This is a genomic window from Flavobacterium sp. SLB02 (genome assembly GCF_009664855.1).
Lineage (GTDB): Bacteria > Bacteroidota > Bacteroidia > Flavobacteriales > Flavobacteriaceae > Flavobacterium.
Genome location: NZ_CP045928.1, coordinates 4,133,310 through 4,152,339, shown reverse-complemented (window position 1 = coordinate 4,152,339; position 19,030 = coordinate 4,133,310). Strand labels below are relative to the sequence as shown.

Sequence of the window (19,030 nt, the reverse complement as noted above, 5' to 3'; positions counted from 1 at the left end):
CGTCACTGCAAACTGTGACTTTCTTTCTACCAGCCTCCGCTAGAACCTCCACCGGAGAATCCGCCGCCGCCAAAACCTCCACCGAAGCCTCCGCCTCCCCCAGATGATCCACCGCCAAAACCTCCAAATCCGCCACCGCTGCTTCTTCCAAGACTGCTTAGAAGAATTACGTCCATAAGACTAGGGCCTCCGCCGCTATTATTGCCTGAATTTCCTCCACCGCCTTTATTACGCGCCAGTAAAATTAATACAATTACAACAATAACAATGAAGGGGAGTATCGGAAAATCATTTCCTTTGGCTTGCTTGCGTTCGCCTTTGAATTTTCCTTTAAAAACATCAATTATGGCATCTGTTCCTTTGTCAAGTCCATTATAAAAACTTCCGGCTTTGAATTCGGGAATAATAATATTTCTAATGATCGTTCCGCCAATTCCTGCAGTCAAGCGATCTTCAACTCCATATCCGGGGTTAATAGCTATTTTCTTTTCGGCTTTAGCCAATAAGATAACAACACCATTATCATCTTGCTTGGTTCCTCCAATTCCCCAGGTTTGTCCCCATTTTGTAGCCAGCTGATTCACATCTTCGCCTTTTAAGCTTTCGATTGTAATCACTACAATTTGAGTGGTAGTAGAATCAGAGTATCGAATTAGTTTTTCTTCCAACTGTGTTTTTTCAGAGGCGCTTAAAACATTCGCATAATCATAAACTGAAGTCTGCAAAGTTGGTTTTTCGGGAATTGTAAATTGTGCAAAAATACAATTGGTAGTAAGAAAAGCGATGAACAAAAAGGTAAACTGAAAAAGTCCTTTTGAATAAGATATTTTGTTTTTGGAAATTTTCATTATTTATCCTTTTGAGATTTCGTTTGATAATTCATTAGTGTCACCTTCAGACCACGGAAAGTATTTTTTTAATTGTTCGCCGGCATTTAAAATGCCATCGACAATACCTTGTTTAAAATTTCCTGACTTAAATTGGGTAATCATGGCATCTTTGGTGCAATCCCAAAAATCTGCTGCAACGAGATCATTTATGCCTTTGTCTCCACAAATAGCAAATGTTTTATCTGCTACGGCAAAGTAAAATAAAACCCCATTTTGTTGCTGGGTTTCATCCATTTTTAATTCATGAAAAACTTCCAAAGCCCTGTCAAAAGGAACCTTGGAAGTGGTTTGTTCTATATGTACTCTAATCTCGCCAGAAGTATTTTTTTCAGCCACGCGAATAGCTTCAACAATGGTTAATTCTTCTTCTTTGGATAAAAAATCTTCTACTTTAGACATCGAAATGAGTTTTTAAATTAAGATTAACGTTTCTCTAATTTCTGAATTATTTCATTCGAAATTAAAAAAAAACGTTAATCAAAAATATGAATCTTTTTTTAGAATTTTACTTCAACTGGTTTTTCAGCTCCTGCAACAGCTTCAAAATATGGTTTTTCTTTGTAGCTTAAAAACCAGCTGTTTGGAATTGCGAGAACATAGCCATTGTAATCTTGTACAGCTTCGTTAAAACGAGTTCTGGCTGTTAAAATTTGATTTTCTGTACTAGCCAGTTCGTCTTGTAGTTTTAAGAAATTCTCGTTTGCTTTTAATGTTGGATATTGTTCAACAGAAACTAATAATCTTGACAAAGAAGATGATACACCACTTTGAGCCTGATTGTATTGTGCTAATTGTTCAGGAGTTACATTGCTTGGATCGATTGTTACCGAAGTCGCTTTTGCACGAGCCTCAATTACAGCTGTCAATGTTGATTTTTCGAAATCTGCAGCACCTTTTACAGTGTTTACTAAGTTTCCAATAAGGTCATTTCTTCTTTGGTAAGTAGTACTTACATTTCCCCATTCTTTATTAACTGCCTGATTTTTTTGCAAACCAGTATTTTTGATTCCAATTGACCAAAAAGCAATAATAGCGATTAGTACTACTATGATTCCTACAGGGATTAACCATTTTTTCATATCCGTTTTAATTTAAGTTTGTTTTTAATTTTTGAATAAATATACTATAATTCGTTCTTAATTTCGTTTAATTGTGTTTTTATGGTCTCTAATTTACGTATTATTTCGAATTTATCTAATGTTTTCTTCTGTCCCTCTTTCAAATGGGTTCTGGCGCCATCGAGTGTAAAACCTCTTTCTTTAACCAAATGATAAATCAATTGCAGATTGGTGATATCCTCAGGGGTAAACATTCTGTTGCCTTTGGCATTTTTTTTAGGTTTTAAAATGTCAAATTCACTATCCCAAAACCGAATCAATGATGCATTGACATTAAAAGCCTTGGCCACTTCGCCAATGCTATAATACCTTTTATCTTTTGAAAGCTCAATATGCATGATTTTTAATTTTCTGTTTTAATTCCAAAAATACTACTTTTTGGAGGATTAATCTAATGACTGATTTTCCTGATTTGCCATTTGTGAAATTGCAACGTATTCTGCAGCCGAAATATTTCCGTAATAAAAATTCAATGGGTTGACCACTTTTCCGTCTTTATGCACTTCATAGTGACAATGCGGACCTTCGGATCTTCCTGTACTTCCTACATATCCAATTACATCTCCGCGTTTGACATGTTGTCCGGCTCTGCAATTGTATTTGCTTAAATGCGCATACAAACTCTCGTATCCAAAACCATGCCTGATCACAACATGATTTCCAAATCCGGAAGCCGAAGCATCGGCTCTTTCTACAACACCATCGCCTGTGGCATAAACAGGCGAGCCTGTATTGGCGGTGAAATCCATTCCGTTATGCATTTTTCTCACTTTGGTGAAAGGGTCAGTTCTGTAACCAAAACCGGAAGCCATTCGTTTTAAATTTTCATTCCTGACAGGCTGAATGGCAGGAATTGCCAGTAAGAGATTTCCTTTTGTACTGGCCAGTTTTAAAATTTCGTCTAATGATTTCGACTGAATAGCCAATTCTTTGGATAATCTGTCAATTCGTTTTGTGGTGTTTAATACCAATTGCGAATTGTTGTAACCTTCTAAATCTTTATAACGTTTGGGATCTCTAAAACCTGCTTTTCTGATAGAATCCGGAATTTCGGTTTTGTTAAAGTAAACCCTGTATATATTGTTGTCCCTGTTTTCTAATGCTTGGGTCACATCATCGATTTCATCCATTTTTTTGTTTAAAATGGCATATTGCAATTTTAAATTCTCGATTTCACGTGCTTGCAAACGATCTTTTGGTGTTTCGAAATAAGGAGTATTTATTAATAGTACAAAAACTAAAAAACCAAATAATGCCGAGGCCAGCAAAAACAGTAGTGCGTAACCGATTTTGATTCTTTTTCTGGTTTTTATTTTCGTATAAGCCAGATTTTCTGAGTCGTAATAATATTTTACTTTCGCCATATTTTAAAATACCCTATTTTTGCAGCTTGTAAAATAAGTTAGTCGAACAAATTTAATAAATGTTTCAGTTCTTCGAAGCTTTTTTTCAAGAATAAAATAATTAGATAATTGAGTCAATTAGATAATTAGTTAATGTATTTATGAGATGATTTATTGTTTGCTAACTTAAAGTTTTTTGGTTTAAAATCCTCAAATTATCGCAATTTCTAATTCATACATTCGCTAATTGTTTGATTATTAAATTATCACATTTTCAACAGACACATTTGCTTAATTTAAATATGAAATCACAAGACGTACGTAAACAATTTTTAGACTTTTTTAAAAGCAACGGGCATTTAATTGTTCCCTCGGCTCCTATTGTACTTAAAGATGATCCAACCTTAATGTTCAACAACTCGGGAATGGCCCAGTTCAAAGAATATTTTTTAGGAAACGGAACACCAAAAAGCAAAAGAATAGCCGATACGCAAAAATGTCTTCGTGTTTCAGGAAAACATAACGATCTTGAAGATGTAGGATTTGATACCTATCATCATACTATGTTTGAGATGTTGGGTAACTGGTCTTTTGGTGATTATTTCAAAAAAGAAGCCATCAATTGGGCTTGGCAACTTTTGACAGAAGTTTATAAAATTCCAAAAGAAAATTTATATGTTTCTGTTTTTGAAGGAAGTAAAGAAGATAATGTACCTTTTGATCAGCAAGCTTGGGATATCTGGAAAACTCTAATCGATGAAGATCGAATTATCCTTGGAAATAAAAAGGATAATTTCTGGGAAATGGGAGATCAGGGGCCATGCGGCCCTTGTTCTGAAATTCACGTTGATTTACGTCCGGAATCTGAAAAAGCTTTAGTTTCAGGAAAAAGCTTAGTGAATAACGATCACCCGCAAGTGGTAGAAATCTGGAATAATGTATTTATGGAATTCAACCGTAAAGCTGACGGATCTTTAGAAAAACTTCCGGCACAACACGTAGATACCGGAATGGGATTTGAGCGTTTGTGTATGGCTTTGCAAGGAAAAACATCCAATTATGATACCGATGTTTTTACTCCGCTTATCGAGAAAGTAGAACAAATTACAGGTTTAAAATATACATCTGACGAGGTAAAAAATATCTCAGAAGAACAAAACAAAACAAACATTGCCATTCGTGTAGTGGTAGATCACGTTCGCGCCGTTGCTTTTGCAATTGCTGACGGACAATTACCATCTAACACTGGAGCTGGTTATGTAATTCGTAGAATTTTGCGTCGTGCTATTCGTTACGGATTTACATTTTTGAATACCAAAGAGCCTTTTATCAATAAACTGGTAGAAGTTTTAGCAAGCCAAATGGGAGAATTTTTCCCGGAAATCAAATCGCAGCAACAATTGGTTACCAATGTAATTCGTGAAGAAGAAGCTTCTTTTTTAAGAACTTTGGATCAGGGATTACAATTATTAGATAATGTAATTGCACAAACTTCTGGTTCAGAAGTTTCCGGTGCTAAGGTTTTTGAATTGTATGATACATTTGGTTTTCCAAAAGATTTGACAGCTCTAATTCTAAAAGAAAAAGGTTTTTCATATAATGAAGAAGAATTTGAAGTTGAATTACAAAAACAAAAAACACGTTCACGCGCGGCATCAGAAGTTTCAACAGAAGACTGGACAGTTTTGATTCCGGGAAATGTGGAAACTTTCGTTGGATATGATAAAGTAGAGAATGAGGTAAAAATTACCAGAATTCGTAAAGTAGATTCTAAGAAAGACGGAATTCTATACCAAATCGTTTTAGACAACACACCATTCTATCCCGAAGGTGGAGGACAAGTGGGAGATAAAGGAACATTGGTTTCTGCAAACGAGACAATTGAAATCATTGACACGAAAAAAGAAAACAATTTGATTTTGCATTTTGCAAAACAATTGCCTGAAAATATCCAAGGTGGTTTTGTAGCAAAAGTAAATACTGATTTAAGAGGTGCAACTTCTAAAAATCACTCGGCTACGCATTTAATGCATTTGGCTTTGAGAAGCCTTCTAGGGACTCACGTAGAGCAAAAAGGTTCATTAGTGAATCCTAACTATCTTCGTTTTGACTTCTCGCACTTTTCTAAAGTTTCAGAGGATGAATTACGTCAGGTTGAAGCAAGTGTAAATGAGCAAATTGAAGCGCAATTACAACTGGTAGAACACAGAAATATCCCAATTAAAGAAGCATTGGATAAAGGTGCAATGGCTTTATTTGGAGAAAAATACGGCGATAATGTTCGAATGATTGAATTTGGTGACAGTAAAGAACTTTGCGGTGGAATTCACGTGAAAAACACAGCAGAAATCTGGCATTTCAAAATCATCTCTGAAGGGGCAGTAGCAGCTGGAATTCGTCGTATTGAAGCCATTACAGGCGATGCGGTAAAAGACTTCTACCAAAATCAGGAAAATACCTTATCTGAAATAAAAGAAACATTAAAAAATCCGCAGGATATTTTAAAATCAGTGGCTTCTTTACAGGATGATAATGCTAAATTGAAAAAGCAGGTTGAGGGATTACTTAAAGAAAAAGTAAACGCTTTAAAATCTGAATTAGAGAAAGATTTTCAGCAAGTAAACGGAGTAAATTTCCTTGCAAAACAAGTAGATTTAAGCATGGCTTCAACAAAAGATTTGGCTTCTGCATTAGGAAGTTCAAAACCAGATTCATTTGTATTCTTAGCTTCTCTAGAAGATGGGTTACCAAATATTCACTGTTATATATCTAAAGAATTGGTAGCAAGTAAAAGCTTAAATGCAAATGCAGTGATCAAAGAACTAGGAAAATATATTGAAGGAAATGGAGGAGGGCAACCTTTCTTCGCTTCTGGGAAAGGTAAAAATGCTGGTGGAATTGCAGAGGCTTTGTCCCATGCAATTGAGTTTGTGAAATAAGTTTTTTAAAGTTACTAAGGTTCTAAGAATTTAAAATCTAGATAAAGTAAACCCGGCAGGTTTTTAAAACTTGTCGGGTTTTTGTTTTTTATTTTTTTTGCCACAGATTATAAGGATTAAAATGATTTTTGGCTCATTTTATCTCATTTGACAAAGGAGAAATCTTCGTAATAAACTCGCAAAGATTCAAGAATTAAATGCGTGCAAATTGGTGGAATTTGTGGCAAAAAGTCAAAGAAACTCCCCAATCTTCTCAGGAAGTGCTTAAAAAGAAAAGGGCTTTAGTTAAACCTAACAGTTTGGCTAAAGCCTTTAACTTTAATTTATTTTTTCCATTCAGCTAAGCTGCACGCTATTGAAAAACTTAGAAACTCAGCGCCTGAGTACTTTAGAATATAAAAAAAGTATTATTTACGTTCGCCAATTTGCTGACGCCACATAGCGTAATACAATCCTTTCTCCACAATCAAATCCTCATGTTTGCCGGATTCAATAATTTTTCCTTGTTCCAGAACAAATATTTTATCGGCATGCATTACAGTAGACAATCTGTGAGCGATTAAAACCGTGATTCTGTTTTGGTCGGATATATTTCTAATTGTAGTGTTAATTTCTTCTTCGGTGATAGAATCCAGGGCAGAGGTAGCTTCATCAAAAATCAATAAATTGGGATTTCTTAAAATAGCACGGGCAATTGACAAACGTTGTTTCTCACCACCTGAGACTTTAATTCCGCCTTCACCAATTGTAGTGTTCAGGCCATCTTCGGCTCGTTGTAGCAATTTTTCGCAGCTGGCACGCTTTAATGCATCGTACAAATCTTCATCGGTTGCGTTTGGCCTTACGAACAATAAATTCTCACGAATTGTTCCTGAGAATAATTGAGCATCCTGGGTAACAAAACCTAATTGTTTCCTTAGATCAAGTAAATCAATTTCGGTTGAATCAATATCGTTGTAAAACACCTGACCTTCGGCCGGGGTATATAATCCCACTAATAATTTTACCAAAGTTGTCTTCCCGGATCCCGACGGACCAACAAAAGCAACAGTTTCTCCTTGTTTGATTTCGAAATTAATATTTTCAACGGCTTTAAATTTAGCAGTTTTATGCTGAAAACTTACATTCTCGAAAAGCAAAGATTGAATCGCTCCAACGTGTTTTGGACTTTTAGGACGAAATTCTTTTGGAGCACTTAATAATGTTTTGAAGTTTTCCATCGAAACTTTGGTTTCGTTCAGAGCAATAATGAAATTTCCTAACTCTTGTAAAGGTCCAAAAATAAAGAAGGTAAAGAAAACCATCGTTAAGAGATCCCCTACAATGATTTTATTTCCAAACAAGAAATAATATAAAGTAAAAACCACGCAAGTTCTTAAAAAGTGAACCGTTGTTCCCTGAATAAAACTCAAACTTCTGATAAAACGGATTTTCTCCAGTTCGAGTTGCAGGATTTTAAAGGTGTTTAAGTTCAAACGTTTTTCTTCCTGATACGTTAATCCAAGACTTTTCACTAGTTCGATATTTCTTAAACTTTCGGTTGTAGAACCTGCCAAAGCATTGGTTTGATTGACAATTTTTCGGGAAACGATCTTTATCTTTTTACCCAAATACGAACTGATCAATGCAATGATTGGAGCTGTAATCAAAAAGATAATCGAAATGCGATAATCGATTCGGGCAACGTAAACAATTACAAAAATGAATCCAATAATGGTTTGAAAGATCAAAGAGATCGAAAGCGTAATTAATTTTTCAGAATCAGATCGTACTTTGGTCAGTTTGCTTAAAGTTTCACCACTTCGCTGGTCTTCAAATTCTGCATAAGGTAAATCAAGAGATTTTTTGATACCATCAGTATACATCTGAGCTCCGGTTCTCTGGATCACCACATTGGTGAAATAATCCTGAAAGTTTTTGGTAATTCTTGAAATCATTGCAGCGCCAAGAGAAAGACCAAGCCAGAAGGATAAAGATTTTATAAAACCAATTTCGTTTCCTTCGTATTTATGCAAACCAACACCGCAATCCTGCATTAATTTACCGGTAATAATAGAGTCTGATAAACTGAAACAAATGTTTACGGAGGCCATAATCAACGCAAAAAGCAAAAGCATTTTGTGTTTGATTATATAAGAATATAATAATTTCATATAGAGAGGATGTTAAAAAAATAGAAGATGCAAAAGTAGTGAATAGTTTGAGTTTGTGAAGTTGATTTATGTTATTAAAAATGTTAATTATTTTAATATTTTGTTTTTTATTTTAATCTAAATTTATCCCACAAAAAAAATCTGCTTATATGAAAAAACTTTTACCACTTTTTGGATTTTTAACGTTCTTATTGATATCCTGTTCAAGTGATGATAATACTCCTTCAGAAGAGAGTGTTGTTTTGCCTAAAACCATTTCGTACCTATATCCTAATGCGTCTTTAGGAACAAATAGTACCAGTACACTTAAGTTTGATGGCAAGAAAATTATAAACAGTATAGACTCTGATTCAAAAACAATATTTACCTACAACGCAGATCTGATAACCAAACAAGAATTATTTAATGTTGATGAGAAAGGAAATGAAACTAAAAGTAAAGAAGTTGTATATAGTTATGAAAATGGAAAATTAAAAACACGAATTCATAAAATACTTTTTAGTAAAGAATATCCTGATGGAGAATATATTATAAAAACGGTTTATACACATAATTCTAATGAACAAATTTCATATATAAATTATTCAATTGATGCTAAAACGAAATTAGAAATTCAAACCAGCATAGGTACTTTGACTTATAAAGATGGTAATCTTGTAAAAGAGCAGCAAACATTTAAATCAGTAACAACTACATTGGTTTTTGAATATGACACTAAAAATAATCCTCTTAAAAGTATTTTAGGTTTTAACTTGTTGTTAAATGAAGTGAGTTATTTTGGAAAAAATAATATTTTAAAAGTGATAAAAGCATCCTCTGAAAATACTAATGTAAGCACCTATTTGACAACCTATTCATATAATGAAAACGGTTATCCATTAAAACATACTTCATTTGATGGAGCAGGTAAATCAATAGAATACGAAATTGAATATACGTACTAGTTTTAAAATTTAAATAGCAATAAAAAAACAAATGCCTTTAATGTTTGGTTTTTTTATTGATGAAATTTTTAAATTCATCTACTATTTTTTTTGTTAAAAATTCTTAAAAATTAAATATACTATCCTGTATATTTGTTTTTAATAAATAATATTAAACCTGTAATAATGAAAAAAAATTTATGTTTTTTTGGAGCATTAGCTTTAATACTTAGCTCTTGTTCTAGTGATGAAAACGGAACTGATGCTGTTTTGCCTAAAACAGTTAGTTATAAATATTCCGATTCTCCTGGAGATAATGATTTCTCGACAATAACGTATGACGGAAATAAAATACTAAGTGCTAGTTATACAGCAAGTGATAAGGAAGTATATACCTATACTGGGGATTTTATCACTAAAATTGAAGATTTTGCTCAGGAAGGAAATATTAGTTCTAAAAATGAAATTACATATGAGGATGGTAAAGTAAAAATAGATGTATTAACAGAAATAGCTCCTACTGTTACTTATATTTCTAAAAGAGTTTATACATACAATACAAACGGAACAATATCTTTTGTAAATTATTCTGTTGACCCAACCACAAAAGAAGAAACAAAAAAATCTGATGGAGTTTTAACCTACATAAATGGAAATCTTATAAAGAAAATAGAAACTTTTGATTCTTATTCATATACTAAAACATACCAATATGATGCTAAAAATAATCCTTTTAAAAATGTTTTAGGATTTAATTTACTTATTGATCATGAAACTAGTGCTAGTTTAAATAATGTAACAAAACTAACTACTCTTTACAAATATGGAGAAGATATTACAACCAATATTTTCAATAGTGTTTATCAGTACAATGAAAAAGGATATCCGACAAAACAAACCCAAACCGATTCTTCGCAAGATGATGAAATAACAGAATATACTTATTAAGCGTTATAAGTTTAAACTTTATCAAAAACCAAATACTTCTGTATTTGGTTTTTTTATTGGTGAAAATTGGTGAAATTCGTGTTTAAATAAAAAGCCATGCAGTTCAGAACCCAAATACCAATTTCTAAAAACAATAATCCAATCCATTATAATTCGAAAATAATCTCTATTGGTTCGTGTTTTGCAGAAAATATGGCTGAGAAATTTGATTATTTCAAATTTCAAAACTCTACAAATCCGTTTGGGATTATTTTTAATCCGGTTTCGATCGAAAAAATAATAACTAGAGTGGTTAAGGAAGAATTTTACACAGAGAAAGATGTTTTCTTTTATAACGAGCGCTGGCATAGTTTTGAAGTACACTCAGATCTAAGCAACTCGGACCGACAAGAATTACTCGAAACGTTGAATAAAGCTATTTCAGAAACTTATAAATATTTAAAACAAGCCACACATATTATCATTACTTATGGAACTTCCTGGATTTACAGAAACACAGAAAGTGAGCAAATCGTGGCCAATTGCCACAAAGTGCCTCAAAGGAAATTCTCAAAAGAATTATTAGAAGTTGAAGTAATTCAGAAAAGTATTCAAAACACAATAGATATAATTCAGGTTTTGAACCCGAATATAAATTTCGTTTTTACCGTTTCTCCGGTACGCCATATCAAAGACGGTTTTGCAGAAAATCAACTCAGTAAATCACATCTGTTTGCCGGACTTCATCAAGTTTTAAAAACTCATAAAACAGAATTCATTACTCAAAACTATTTCCCATCTTACGAAATCATGATGGACGAACTTCGTGATTATCGTTTTTATGCCCAGGATATGCTGCATCCTAATCAAATTGCCATTGATTATATCTGGAAACTTTTTAGCGAAAATTATATCTCACCAGAAAGCAGTACTACTATGCAGGAAGTAGATGAAATTCAAAAAAGTCTGCGTCACAGAAGTTTTAATCCGGAATCAGAACAGCATCAAAAATTTTTAGCAAAACTTCAGCAAAAAATAAGTGCTATTCAGGAAAAATGGATTCATATTAAATTTTAATTTAATATAAGTATTTCAATTCCATTATTTAATGAAGGGTTTTCCAATCAAAAAACTTAGTGTCTTGGTGCCTTCGCGGCAAATTAAAAGTAAGAAAATAATTATTTGTGCGTAAAATTCTAGAATAATTGCGTGTAATTATGTAAATTGTTAAAGTTTAAAATTCTCAATTTTGTAGACTGTGTAAGTACAGCCTTATAACAACGCAACTTTAATCTAATCGTGTTTTATTGACGTATGAATAAGAAACCCATTCATTTTCTTAAAAAAACACTACGTATACTTCTTTGGTGCGTGGTTTCTATCATTGCACTTTTATTACTTTTAATTGTTTTAATTCAGGTTCCTTCTATTCAAAATTATGCGAAGGACAAAGCAATTACCTATCTTCATAATAAGATTAAAACCAAAGTTTCATTAGATCATATTTCGATTAAATTCCCAAAAGATATAGTTTTGGAAGGTTTTTATTTCGAAGACCAAAAAAAAGATACTTTACTGGCAGGTAAAAGATTACAAGTCGATGTTGATCTTTTTAAACTCGTAAGCAGTGAACTCGAAATCAATTCGGTTTCACTTGAAAACGTTACGGCCAATATCTCCAGAAATAAAGACGGCGTTTTCAATTTTGATTATATTATTAAAGCTTTCGAATCAAAAGAACCAAAGGTGGAGGATCCGGATAGTAAGTCTTTTAAAATTTCGGTTGTAAAGGTGAATCTGGATAATGTGAAATTCAGTTTTAAAGATGATTTTTCCAAGAATGATGTCAAAGTGAATCTAACCCATTTTGATACAAAATTCAAAGAATTCGATTTGGATAAAATGAATTTTGATATTCCGAACATTAAATTAGACGGATTAAAATTGGTTTTAGATCAAGATGCAGTGGAAAAAATTGCCGAAGTTTCGGTAGAAACCGTTGATACCATCTCGAAAAGAAAAGATTTTAATTTAAAATTAGGCAAAATCAGTTTATCGAAAATTGATATTGCCTATGACAATAAAGACTCCAAATTAGATTCAGGGATAAAACTGGGTAATCTTGATTTATCGGTAAACAAAATAGATTTGAATAATCAGCTTTTAGATTTCGATACTTTCGAACTAAAAAATCTAAAAGGAAACCTGAGATTAGGTACAAAAGACAAACAAATAAAAACGCCCGATTTAGATTCAACTGCCATTAAACAAGCAGGTTGGAAAGTAAAACTAAATGATATCGACATACAGGATGTTGCTTTCAAATTTGATGATATGCAATCCAAACCGGTTGTAAAAGGAATTGATTACAGTCATTTAGATTTGGATAAACTGAATTTTAAAGCAGAAAAATTATACTACGGAAACGATACCATTTCAGGAAATATAAAAGCTTTAAGTGCAAACGATAAAAGCGGATTACAAATTCAGTCTTTAAAAACTGATTTCTTTTACGGGCCTAAAAATGCGTATCTGAATGATTTGTATTTAAAAACACCTCAAACTTTACTTCAAAATAAAGTCAAAGTGGGGTACAATTCGATTGCATCAATTTCTAAAGATTTAGGAAACCTTTCTATAGAGGCAAATCTAAATCAGTCGAAAATTGGTTTTAAAGATATTTTATTATTTGTTCCGGATTTACAAAAAACAAATCCGTTTAAGAGTAACCCAAATGCAATTTTGTATCTGAATACACGCTTGAGCGGAAAAATAAAAGATCTAAGGATTCCGCAATTCGAAATGAGCGGAATAGGAACTACAAAAGTTTCCCTTTCGGGGAAAATAAAAGGATTGCCGGATGCTCAAAAAGCGTATTACGATCTGGATATTAAGAAAGTTTCAAGCACTTCTAAAGATATATATTCGTTTGTACCAACAGGAACAATTCCAAAGAATATTCAGTTGCCTTCTCAATTGAATTTGCAGGGAAAATTTAAAGGTTCAGTTCAGAATTTCAAAACCAATCTGGCTTTAAACAGTAGTTTTGGAAATGCAAAAGTGGATGGTTTATTTGATCAGCGCGTTAAGAAAAAAGAGAAATACGATGCAACGGTTTATCTGTTAGATTTTGATTTGGGGAGATTGATCAAAAACGATTCGATTGGAAAAATTACCCTTAAAGCGAAAGTAAAAGGAAATGGCTTAGACCCAAAAACGGCTCGTGCTCAATTTGATGGACTGGTACAGAAAGCAGTTTTTAATCGATATACTTATAAAGATTTAGCATTAAAAGGAAATATCGCAAAGGGTTCATTCGACGTAAAATCCGAAATGAAAGATCCAAATTTGAATTTTGACTTGGTTGCGAGCGGAAATACACAAGAGAAGTATCCTTCAGTAAAATTAAAATTAAACCTTGATATTGCCGATTTAGAAAAACTGAATCTTCATGCCGGACCAATGAAATTGCGAGGTAATGTAGATGCTGATATTGCCAATAGTAATCCTGATTTTTTAAACGGAAAAGTGTTTCTTTCCAACATTCAGGTTTTGCAGGCTGCAGAACCAATCGTTCTGGATTCTGTTCGCATAATTGCTTTTGCGGATAATAACCGAAATAATATCAAAATTTCATCTCAGTTTTTAAAGGCCGAAGTTGACGGAAAATATAAACTGACAACATTAACTGCCGCGATAAAAAAATCATTGTCAAAATATATCGATTTAAAAAATCCAAAAGTAAATGGCGAGGCAGACGAGCAACGTTTGACCTTTAAGTTAAAGATCGATAATGACCCGATACTTTTTAAACTGGTTCCCAAATTAACCGGTTTAGAACCTGTTAACATTACCGGAAAATACAATAACGTAACAGATTCATTAGAAATAAAAGGAACAATCCCAAGAATTGTGTATGGCGATAATACCATTTCTGACGGGAAAATAAATATCGAAGCCAAAGAAAATGCTTTAGAATATTCGGTTTCTGTAGCAACAATCGAAAGCGGATCTTTAAAAATTCCCTTTACGAGTTTATCGGGAAAAGTGGAGAATAATCTTTTGACATATGCACTTGAAGTGAAAGATGTAAAAGACAAACAACAATATTTTATTGCCGGAGAATTTAAAACAGAGGATTCTAAAAACATCTTTAAAATCGATGCTGAAAACTTTATACTAAATTATGATAAATGGACTATTGATCCTGAAAATGTAATTGAGTTTGGAGCAAAAAGATTGTACATCAATAAATTTTATCTGGCCAATTCAGGTAATGAATTAAAAATACAATCTAAAGGAGAAAAGGATAATGCGCCATTGCAAGTCGATTTTGTAAACTTCAAGATCGAGACCATTATGAACATGGTTAAAAAAGACGAAATCTTGATGCAAGGTTTGATTAACGGTAATGCGGTTGTCGAAAATGTAATGACCAAACCCACTTTTACATCAGACTTAAAAATAGATCAATTTGCTTTTAAAGGTGAACCGGTTGGGGATATTGCCATAAAAGTAGATAATAAAACCGATAATTTACTCAGTGCAAATCTAGCATTGACCGGGGAAGGAAACGAAGTGAACCTGACGGGAAATTATAAAATAGACGATGGAAATCTTGATTTTGATTTAGATTTGAATAAGTTGTATATCAAAAGTATCCAGGGATTTACAATGGGCAACCTTACCGATGGAACGGGGTATTTATCAGGAAATTTCAAGATTGTAGGCAAGGCATCAAGTCCAAAAGTTTCGGGCGAATTAAGTTTTAATGATACAGGATTTAGAATCACACAACTCAATTCATTTTTTAAAACAGATAAGGAAAAAATCACCTTTAATAATGATGTAATCACTTTTGATAAGTTCACGCTCCACGACGAAAATGACAACGAATTATCTGTAGATGGAACCATTCAGTCTCCGGATTTCAAAGCATATAACTTTGGTCTGGTGGTTACGGCAGACGATTTTAGAGCCATACATTCTAAAGAAGCCGATAATGATTTGTTTTATGGCGATATGTTTTTAGACACAAAACTAAATATTAAAGGAAATCTTGATAGCCCGGTTATTGACGGAACGATAAAAATTAATAAAGAAACCAATTTTACGGTGGTAATGCCGCAGTCAGATCCTTCAATTGCAGATCGTGAAGGAATTGTAGAGTTTGTCAACGAAGATAGTATGTATTTGAAACAGACCGTTGATTTACAGAATAAACTCGATCAGTCTGAAGTAAAAGGAATGGATGTAAATGTGGCCATTTCGATTGATAAAGAAGCAGAATTGACTTTGCTTATCGACAAAGCAAACGGGGATTATTTAAAATTAAAAGGAGAAGCAGAGTTAGTTGGAGGAATAGATAAATCAGGAAAAACTACTTTGACTGGCAAATATGAGTTTTCAGACGGGGCTTATGAAATGAATTTTAACGGAATCAAAAGAAAATTTGATATCCAGAAAGGAAGTTATATTACCTGGAATGGCGAACCGACAATGGCAAATTTAAATATTACGGCAATTTATAAAGTAAATGCTGCGCCAATTGATTTATTAGGCAACCAGCTTGGAAACGATGATCAGGCCATAAGAAATAGATACAAACAAAAGCTTCCGTTTCAGACTTTATTGAAAATGAACGGAGAATTAATGAAACCTGATATCTCTTTTGGTATCGTACTTCCTGATGGCAATTATAATGTTTCTTCCGATGTGGTGACCTTAACGCAGACTAAACTAAAACAATTAGAACAAGATCCTGCCGAATTAAATAAACAGGTTTTTGCCCTTTTATTACTAAACCGATTTGTAGGCGAGAATCCATTTGCCAGTGAAAGCGGCGGTACAAATGCAGAATCTTTGGCCAGACAAAGTGTGAGTAAGATTCTTTCGCAGCAATTAAATAATCTTGCCGGAGAACTAATTACCGGATTTGAAGTCAATTTTGATTTAGAATCTACAGAAGATTACACTTCTGGAACCATGCAAAACAGAACCGATTTGAATGTTGCGGTTTCTAAAAAACTGCTCGATGACAGATTGAAAGTAACGGTAGGAAGCAGTTTTGGTGTTGAAGGAGCGGAGCGTGCCAATGAAGAAAGCACCAATATTGCCGGAGACGTAGCCTTGGATTATCAGCTTACAAAAGATGGCCGTTATATGGTTCGTGCTTACAGAAAAAATCAATATCAGGTAGCAGTTGAAGGTCAGGTTGTAGAAACGGGTGTTGCTTTTATCATTACAATGAGTTACAATAAATTCAGAGAGCTTTTTCATCGTTCAGAAGAAGAAAAGCAAATGATAAAAGAAGAAAAAATCCGCAAAGAAAAAATAAAGCAAAAAGAGAAGGAAGAAAAAGAATTAAAAGAGAATCAAATTCAAGGTAATGAACAAAAAACATAAACATATAGAAAATTGGTATATAAAGTATTTTGTACTGTTTTGCCTGTTTTTTGTTTTAGGCTGCAGTAATACTAAATACCTGCCGGAAGGCGATTTGCTTTACACAGGAGCTTCTGTAAGAGTGAAAGATTCTTTAATAAAGAAAAAAGAAAGAAAAGCACTCGAAACAGAATTAGAAGCTTTATTGCGTCCAAAACCCAACAAACAAATTTTGGGATTACGTCCCAAATTATGGATTTATAATCTGGCCGGCGAACCTAAAAAACAAAAAGGAACCAGATATTGGCTTCGTAATAAAGTAGGAGAGGCGCCGGTTCTTTTCAGCAAGGTCGATTTAGATTATAATGCTTCTGTTCTGAGAAATTTTACCGAAAACAGAGGTTATTTTAAAACCCGTGTCAGCGCTGATTCTACCGTTCGAAATAAAAGAGTTACGGCAGAATATACCGTTATACCCAAAAAACAATATATCATTAAAAGCGTAACTTTTCCTGATGATTCCCTGGCCATGTCCAGAATCATTGGAAGATCAAGCCGAAGAAGTTTATTGAAAGTAGGAAAACCGTATGATCTGGATATTATAAAAGCCGAAAGAGAACGAATCGATGCAAGGCTTAAAGAGAAAGGGTATTTTTACTTTAACCCAGATTATCTTTTGGCTCAGGTAGACAGCAGTAAAGGCGATCATGAAGTAAAAATCAGGCTGGTAATAAAACCAGATACGCCGCCAAAAGCACTTACGGCCTATAAGATTAATAGAATTTTTGTTTACCCTAATTATTCTCTTTCGAATGATAGTGCCGTTTACAGGAAAAAAAATATAACGCAATACAAAGATTTCACGATTATAGATACAACAGAGACTTTTAAACCAAGAGTTTACGATCGAACGATCTATTTTAAAAAAGGAGATTTGTATAACAGAAAAGACCATAATTTAACCTTAAATCGTTTTGTGAATCTGGGAACTTTTAGTTTTGTAAAAAATGAATTTAAACCCTCGGATAGTATTCCAAAGACTTTAGATTCCTATTACTATCTAACACTTTTGCCTAAAAAGTTTATTCGCGTTGAGGTTCTGGGAAAAACAAATTCAGCCAGTTATACCGGAACAGAACTTAATGTAAATTGGAATAACCGAAATTTACTTAAAGGCGCAGAACTATTTACCGTGTCTGTTTTTGGCGGTGCTGATTTCCAGCTTGGAGGTGTAAACAAAGGAAAGAACATTTATAAACTGGGAGCAGAAACAAGTTTAACCTGGCCTAGATTTGTTACGCCGTTTAATATCGAAGGGAACAGCGAGTATGTGCCAAGAACCAAAGTAGCTTTGCGATATGAGTATCAAAAAAGAACACAGTTGTATGCCCTTAATTCCTTTAATGCCTCTTTTGGATATTTGTGGAAAGAAAACATAAGGAAAGAACACCAGCTAAATGTAATAGATGTAACCTACGTAAGTCCCAATCATGTTACCCCAGAATATTTAGAAGATATACAACAGGATCCTGCGCTGGGGAAAGTAATTGAAAAACAGCTTATTTTTGGACCTACTTACAGTTATACTTTTACCAATACGATGCAGAAACGCCGAAAAAATACCTTCTATTTTAATGGTGAATTAGATTTGGCCGGAAATATTACAGGATTGGTTACAGGTGCCAATTATAAAAAAGACGATGTAAAGACCATATTTGACGTTCCCTTTAGCCAATATGTAAAAATCAAATCAGATTTCAGGCATTATTTAAAACTGGGGAAAGAAAGCGAATTGGCCAGCAGATTAATTGTAGGAGCAGGATTGGCTTACGGAAATTCAAGAACGCTGCCAACATCGAAACAATTTGTAGTAGGAGGAACCAATAGTATTAGAGCTTTTAGAGCCAGAACTTTAGGGCCGGGAAGTTATGTGATTCCTCCAACAGTAAACAACAATTATACACCAGATCAATCAGCAGATTTAAAACTGGAATTTAATACAGAATACAGAGCAAAGCTCTTTAGTATTGTAAGAGGAGCGGTGTTTATAGATGCGGGAAATATTTGGCTTTTACACGCCGATCCTGATAAACCCGGAGCCGAAATCTCAAAAGATTTTATGAAACAAATTGCAATAGGTGCTGGTGCAGGTTTACGTTTCGACTTGTCGTTCTTGGTTTTAAGAACCGATTTGGCTTTCCCTCTTAGAAATCCAGCCCTTCCGGATGGACAGCGCTGGGTAATCGATGATATTAATTTCGGAAGCGGACCGTGGAGAAAAGACAACCTGATTTTAAATATCGCGATTGGTTATCCATTCTAAAGAAGGTTTGCCACGAATTTGCTTTGCCAG

At 33.7% G+C, this 19,030-nt stretch carries 12 protein-coding genes; 6 read left to right on the top strand and 6 right to left on the bottom strand.

Features of this window, described 5'->3' with window-relative positions; all coding sequences use genetic code 11:
• Positions 1 to 26 precede the first annotated feature (26 nt).
• The 5 genes from GIY83_RS15220 to GIY83_RS15200 form a co-directional block, all read right to left on the bottom strand.
• Complete coding sequence (locus tag GIY83_RS15220) at positions 27 to 848, bottom strand: YgcG family protein (protein WP_208682312.1); 822 nt, start codon at positions 846 to 848, stop codon at positions 27 to 29.
• A 3-nt stretch (positions 849 to 851) separates the two neighbouring features.
• Positions 852 to 1,289, bottom strand: a complete 438-nt coding sequence (locus GIY83_RS15215) for a TPM domain-containing protein (RefSeq protein WP_194617886.1) — start codon at positions 1,287 to 1,289, stop codon at positions 852 to 854.
• Between the two features lie 98 nt (positions 1,290 to 1,387).
• Positions 1,388 to 1,969 (bottom strand): LemA family protein, encoded by a 582-nt coding sequence (locus GIY83_RS15210; protein ID WP_078008523.1) that lies wholly within the window; start codon positions 1,967 to 1,969, stop codon positions 1,388 to 1,390.
• Between the two features lie 44 nt (positions 1,970 to 2,013).
• Positions 2,014 to 2,346, bottom strand: a complete 333-nt coding sequence (locus tag GIY83_RS15205) for a MerR family transcriptional regulator (protein ID WP_055094707.1) — start codon at positions 2,344 to 2,346, stop codon at positions 2,014 to 2,016.
• Positions 2,347 to 2,394: 48 nt separating this feature from the next.
• Positions 2,395 to 3,372 carry a peptidoglycan DD-metalloendopeptidase family protein gene (locus tag GIY83_RS15200; RefSeq protein ID WP_194617885.1) on the bottom strand — a complete coding sequence of 326 codons (978 nt, stop codon included), beginning with the start codon at positions 3,370 to 3,372 and terminating at the stop codon, positions 2,395 to 2,397.
• Between the two features lie 281 nt (positions 3,373 to 3,653).
• On the opposite strand from GIY83_RS15200, the gene alaS reads away from it, so the two are divergent.
• Positions 3,654 to 6,290, top strand: coding sequence for an alanine--tRNA ligase (gene alaS / locus GIY83_RS15195; RefSeq protein WP_208682310.1), 2,637 nt, complete (start codon positions 3,654 to 3,656; stop codon positions 6,288 to 6,290).
• Positions 6,291 to 6,697: 407 nt separating this feature from the next.
• On the opposite strand, the gene GIY83_RS15190 is transcribed toward alaS, so the two are convergent.
• Complete coding sequence (locus tag GIY83_RS15190) at positions 6,698 to 8,443, bottom strand: ABC transporter ATP-binding protein (protein WP_208682308.1); 1,746 nt, start codon at positions 8,441 to 8,443, stop codon at positions 6,698 to 6,700.
• A 149-nt stretch (positions 8,444 to 8,592) separates the two neighbouring features.
• On the opposite strand from GIY83_RS15190, the gene GIY83_RS15185 reads away from it, so the two are divergent.
• The 5 genes from GIY83_RS15185 (at position 8,593) to GIY83_RS15165 (ending at position 19,000) form a co-directional block, all read left to right on the top strand.
• A complete protein-coding gene (locus tag GIY83_RS15185) occupies positions 8,593 to 9,387 on the top strand; it encodes a hypothetical protein (protein WP_208682306.1) in 795 nt (264 codons plus the stop codon).
• A 165-nt stretch (positions 9,388 to 9,552) separates the two neighbouring features.
• Complete coding sequence (locus GIY83_RS15180) at positions 9,553 to 10,314, top strand: hypothetical protein (protein WP_208682304.1); 762 nt, start codon at positions 9,553 to 9,555, stop codon at positions 10,312 to 10,314.
• Positions 10,315 to 10,410: 96 nt separating this feature from the next.
• Positions 10,411 to 11,370 (top strand): GSCFA domain-containing protein, encoded by a 960-nt coding sequence (locus tag GIY83_RS15175; RefSeq protein ID WP_208682302.1) that lies wholly within the window; start codon positions 10,411 to 10,413, stop codon positions 11,368 to 11,370.
• 237 nt (positions 11,371 to 11,607) lie between these two features.
• Positions 11,608 to 16,698: a translocation/assembly module TamB gene (locus tag GIY83_RS15170; RefSeq protein WP_208682299.1), complete on the top strand. Its 5,091-nt coding sequence runs from the start codon at positions 11,608 to 11,610 to the stop codon at positions 16,696 to 16,698.
• Positions 16,682 to 19,000 carry a BamA/TamA family outer membrane protein gene (locus tag GIY83_RS15165; protein WP_208682297.1) on the top strand — a complete coding sequence of 773 codons (2,319 nt, stop codon included), beginning with the start codon at positions 16,682 to 16,684 and terminating at the stop codon, positions 18,998 to 19,000. Before GIY83_RS15170 ends, GIY83_RS15165 begins: the two co-directional genes overlap by 17 nt.
• Positions 19,001 to 19,030 lie beyond the last annotated feature (30 nt).

Bases quoted from the DNA above. Each gene is read 5' to 3' on its own strand.
- GIY83_RS15185 (WP_208682306.1), top strand. From the start codon at position 8,593: ATGAAAAAACTTTTACCACTTTTTGGATTTTTAACGTTCTTATTGATA.
- alaS (WP_208682310.1), top strand. From the start codon at position 3,654: ATGAAATCACAAGACGTACGTAAACAATTTTTAGACTTTTTTAAAAGC.
- GIY83_RS15175 (WP_208682302.1), top strand. From the start codon at position 10,411: ATGCAGTTCAGAACCCAAATACCAATTTCTAAAAACAATAATCCAATC.
- GIY83_RS15220 (WP_208682312.1), bottom strand. From the start codon at position 848: ATGAAAATTTCCAAAAACAAAATATCTTATTCAAAAGGACTTTTTCAG.
- GIY83_RS15180 (WP_208682304.1), top strand. From the start codon at position 9,553: ATGAAAAAAAATTTATGTTTTTTTGGAGCATTAGCTTTAATACTTAGC.
- GIY83_RS15190 (WP_208682308.1), bottom strand. From the start codon at position 8,443: ATGAAATTATTATATTCTTATATAATCAAACACAAAATGCTTTTGCTT.
- GIY83_RS15210 (WP_078008523.1), bottom strand. From the start codon at position 1,969: ATGAAAAAATGGTTAATCCCTGTAGGAATCATAGTAGTACTAATCGCT.
- GIY83_RS15215 (WP_194617886.1), bottom strand. From the start codon at position 1,289: ATGTCTAAAGTAGAAGATTTTTTATCCAAAGAAGAAGAATTAACCATT.
- GIY83_RS15170 (WP_208682299.1), top strand. From the start codon at position 11,608: ATGAATAAGAAACCCATTCATTTTCTTAAAAAAACACTACGTATACTT.
- GIY83_RS15165 (WP_208682297.1), top strand. From the start codon at position 16,682: ATGAACAAAAAACATAAACATATAGAAAATTGGTATATAAAGTATTTT.
- GIY83_RS15200 (WP_194617885.1), bottom strand. From the start codon at position 3,372: ATGGCGAAAGTAAAATATTATTACGACTCAGAAAATCTGGCTTATACG.
- GIY83_RS15205 (WP_055094707.1), bottom strand. From the start codon at position 2,346: ATGCATATTGAGCTTTCAAAAGATAAAAGGTATTATAGCATTGGCGAA.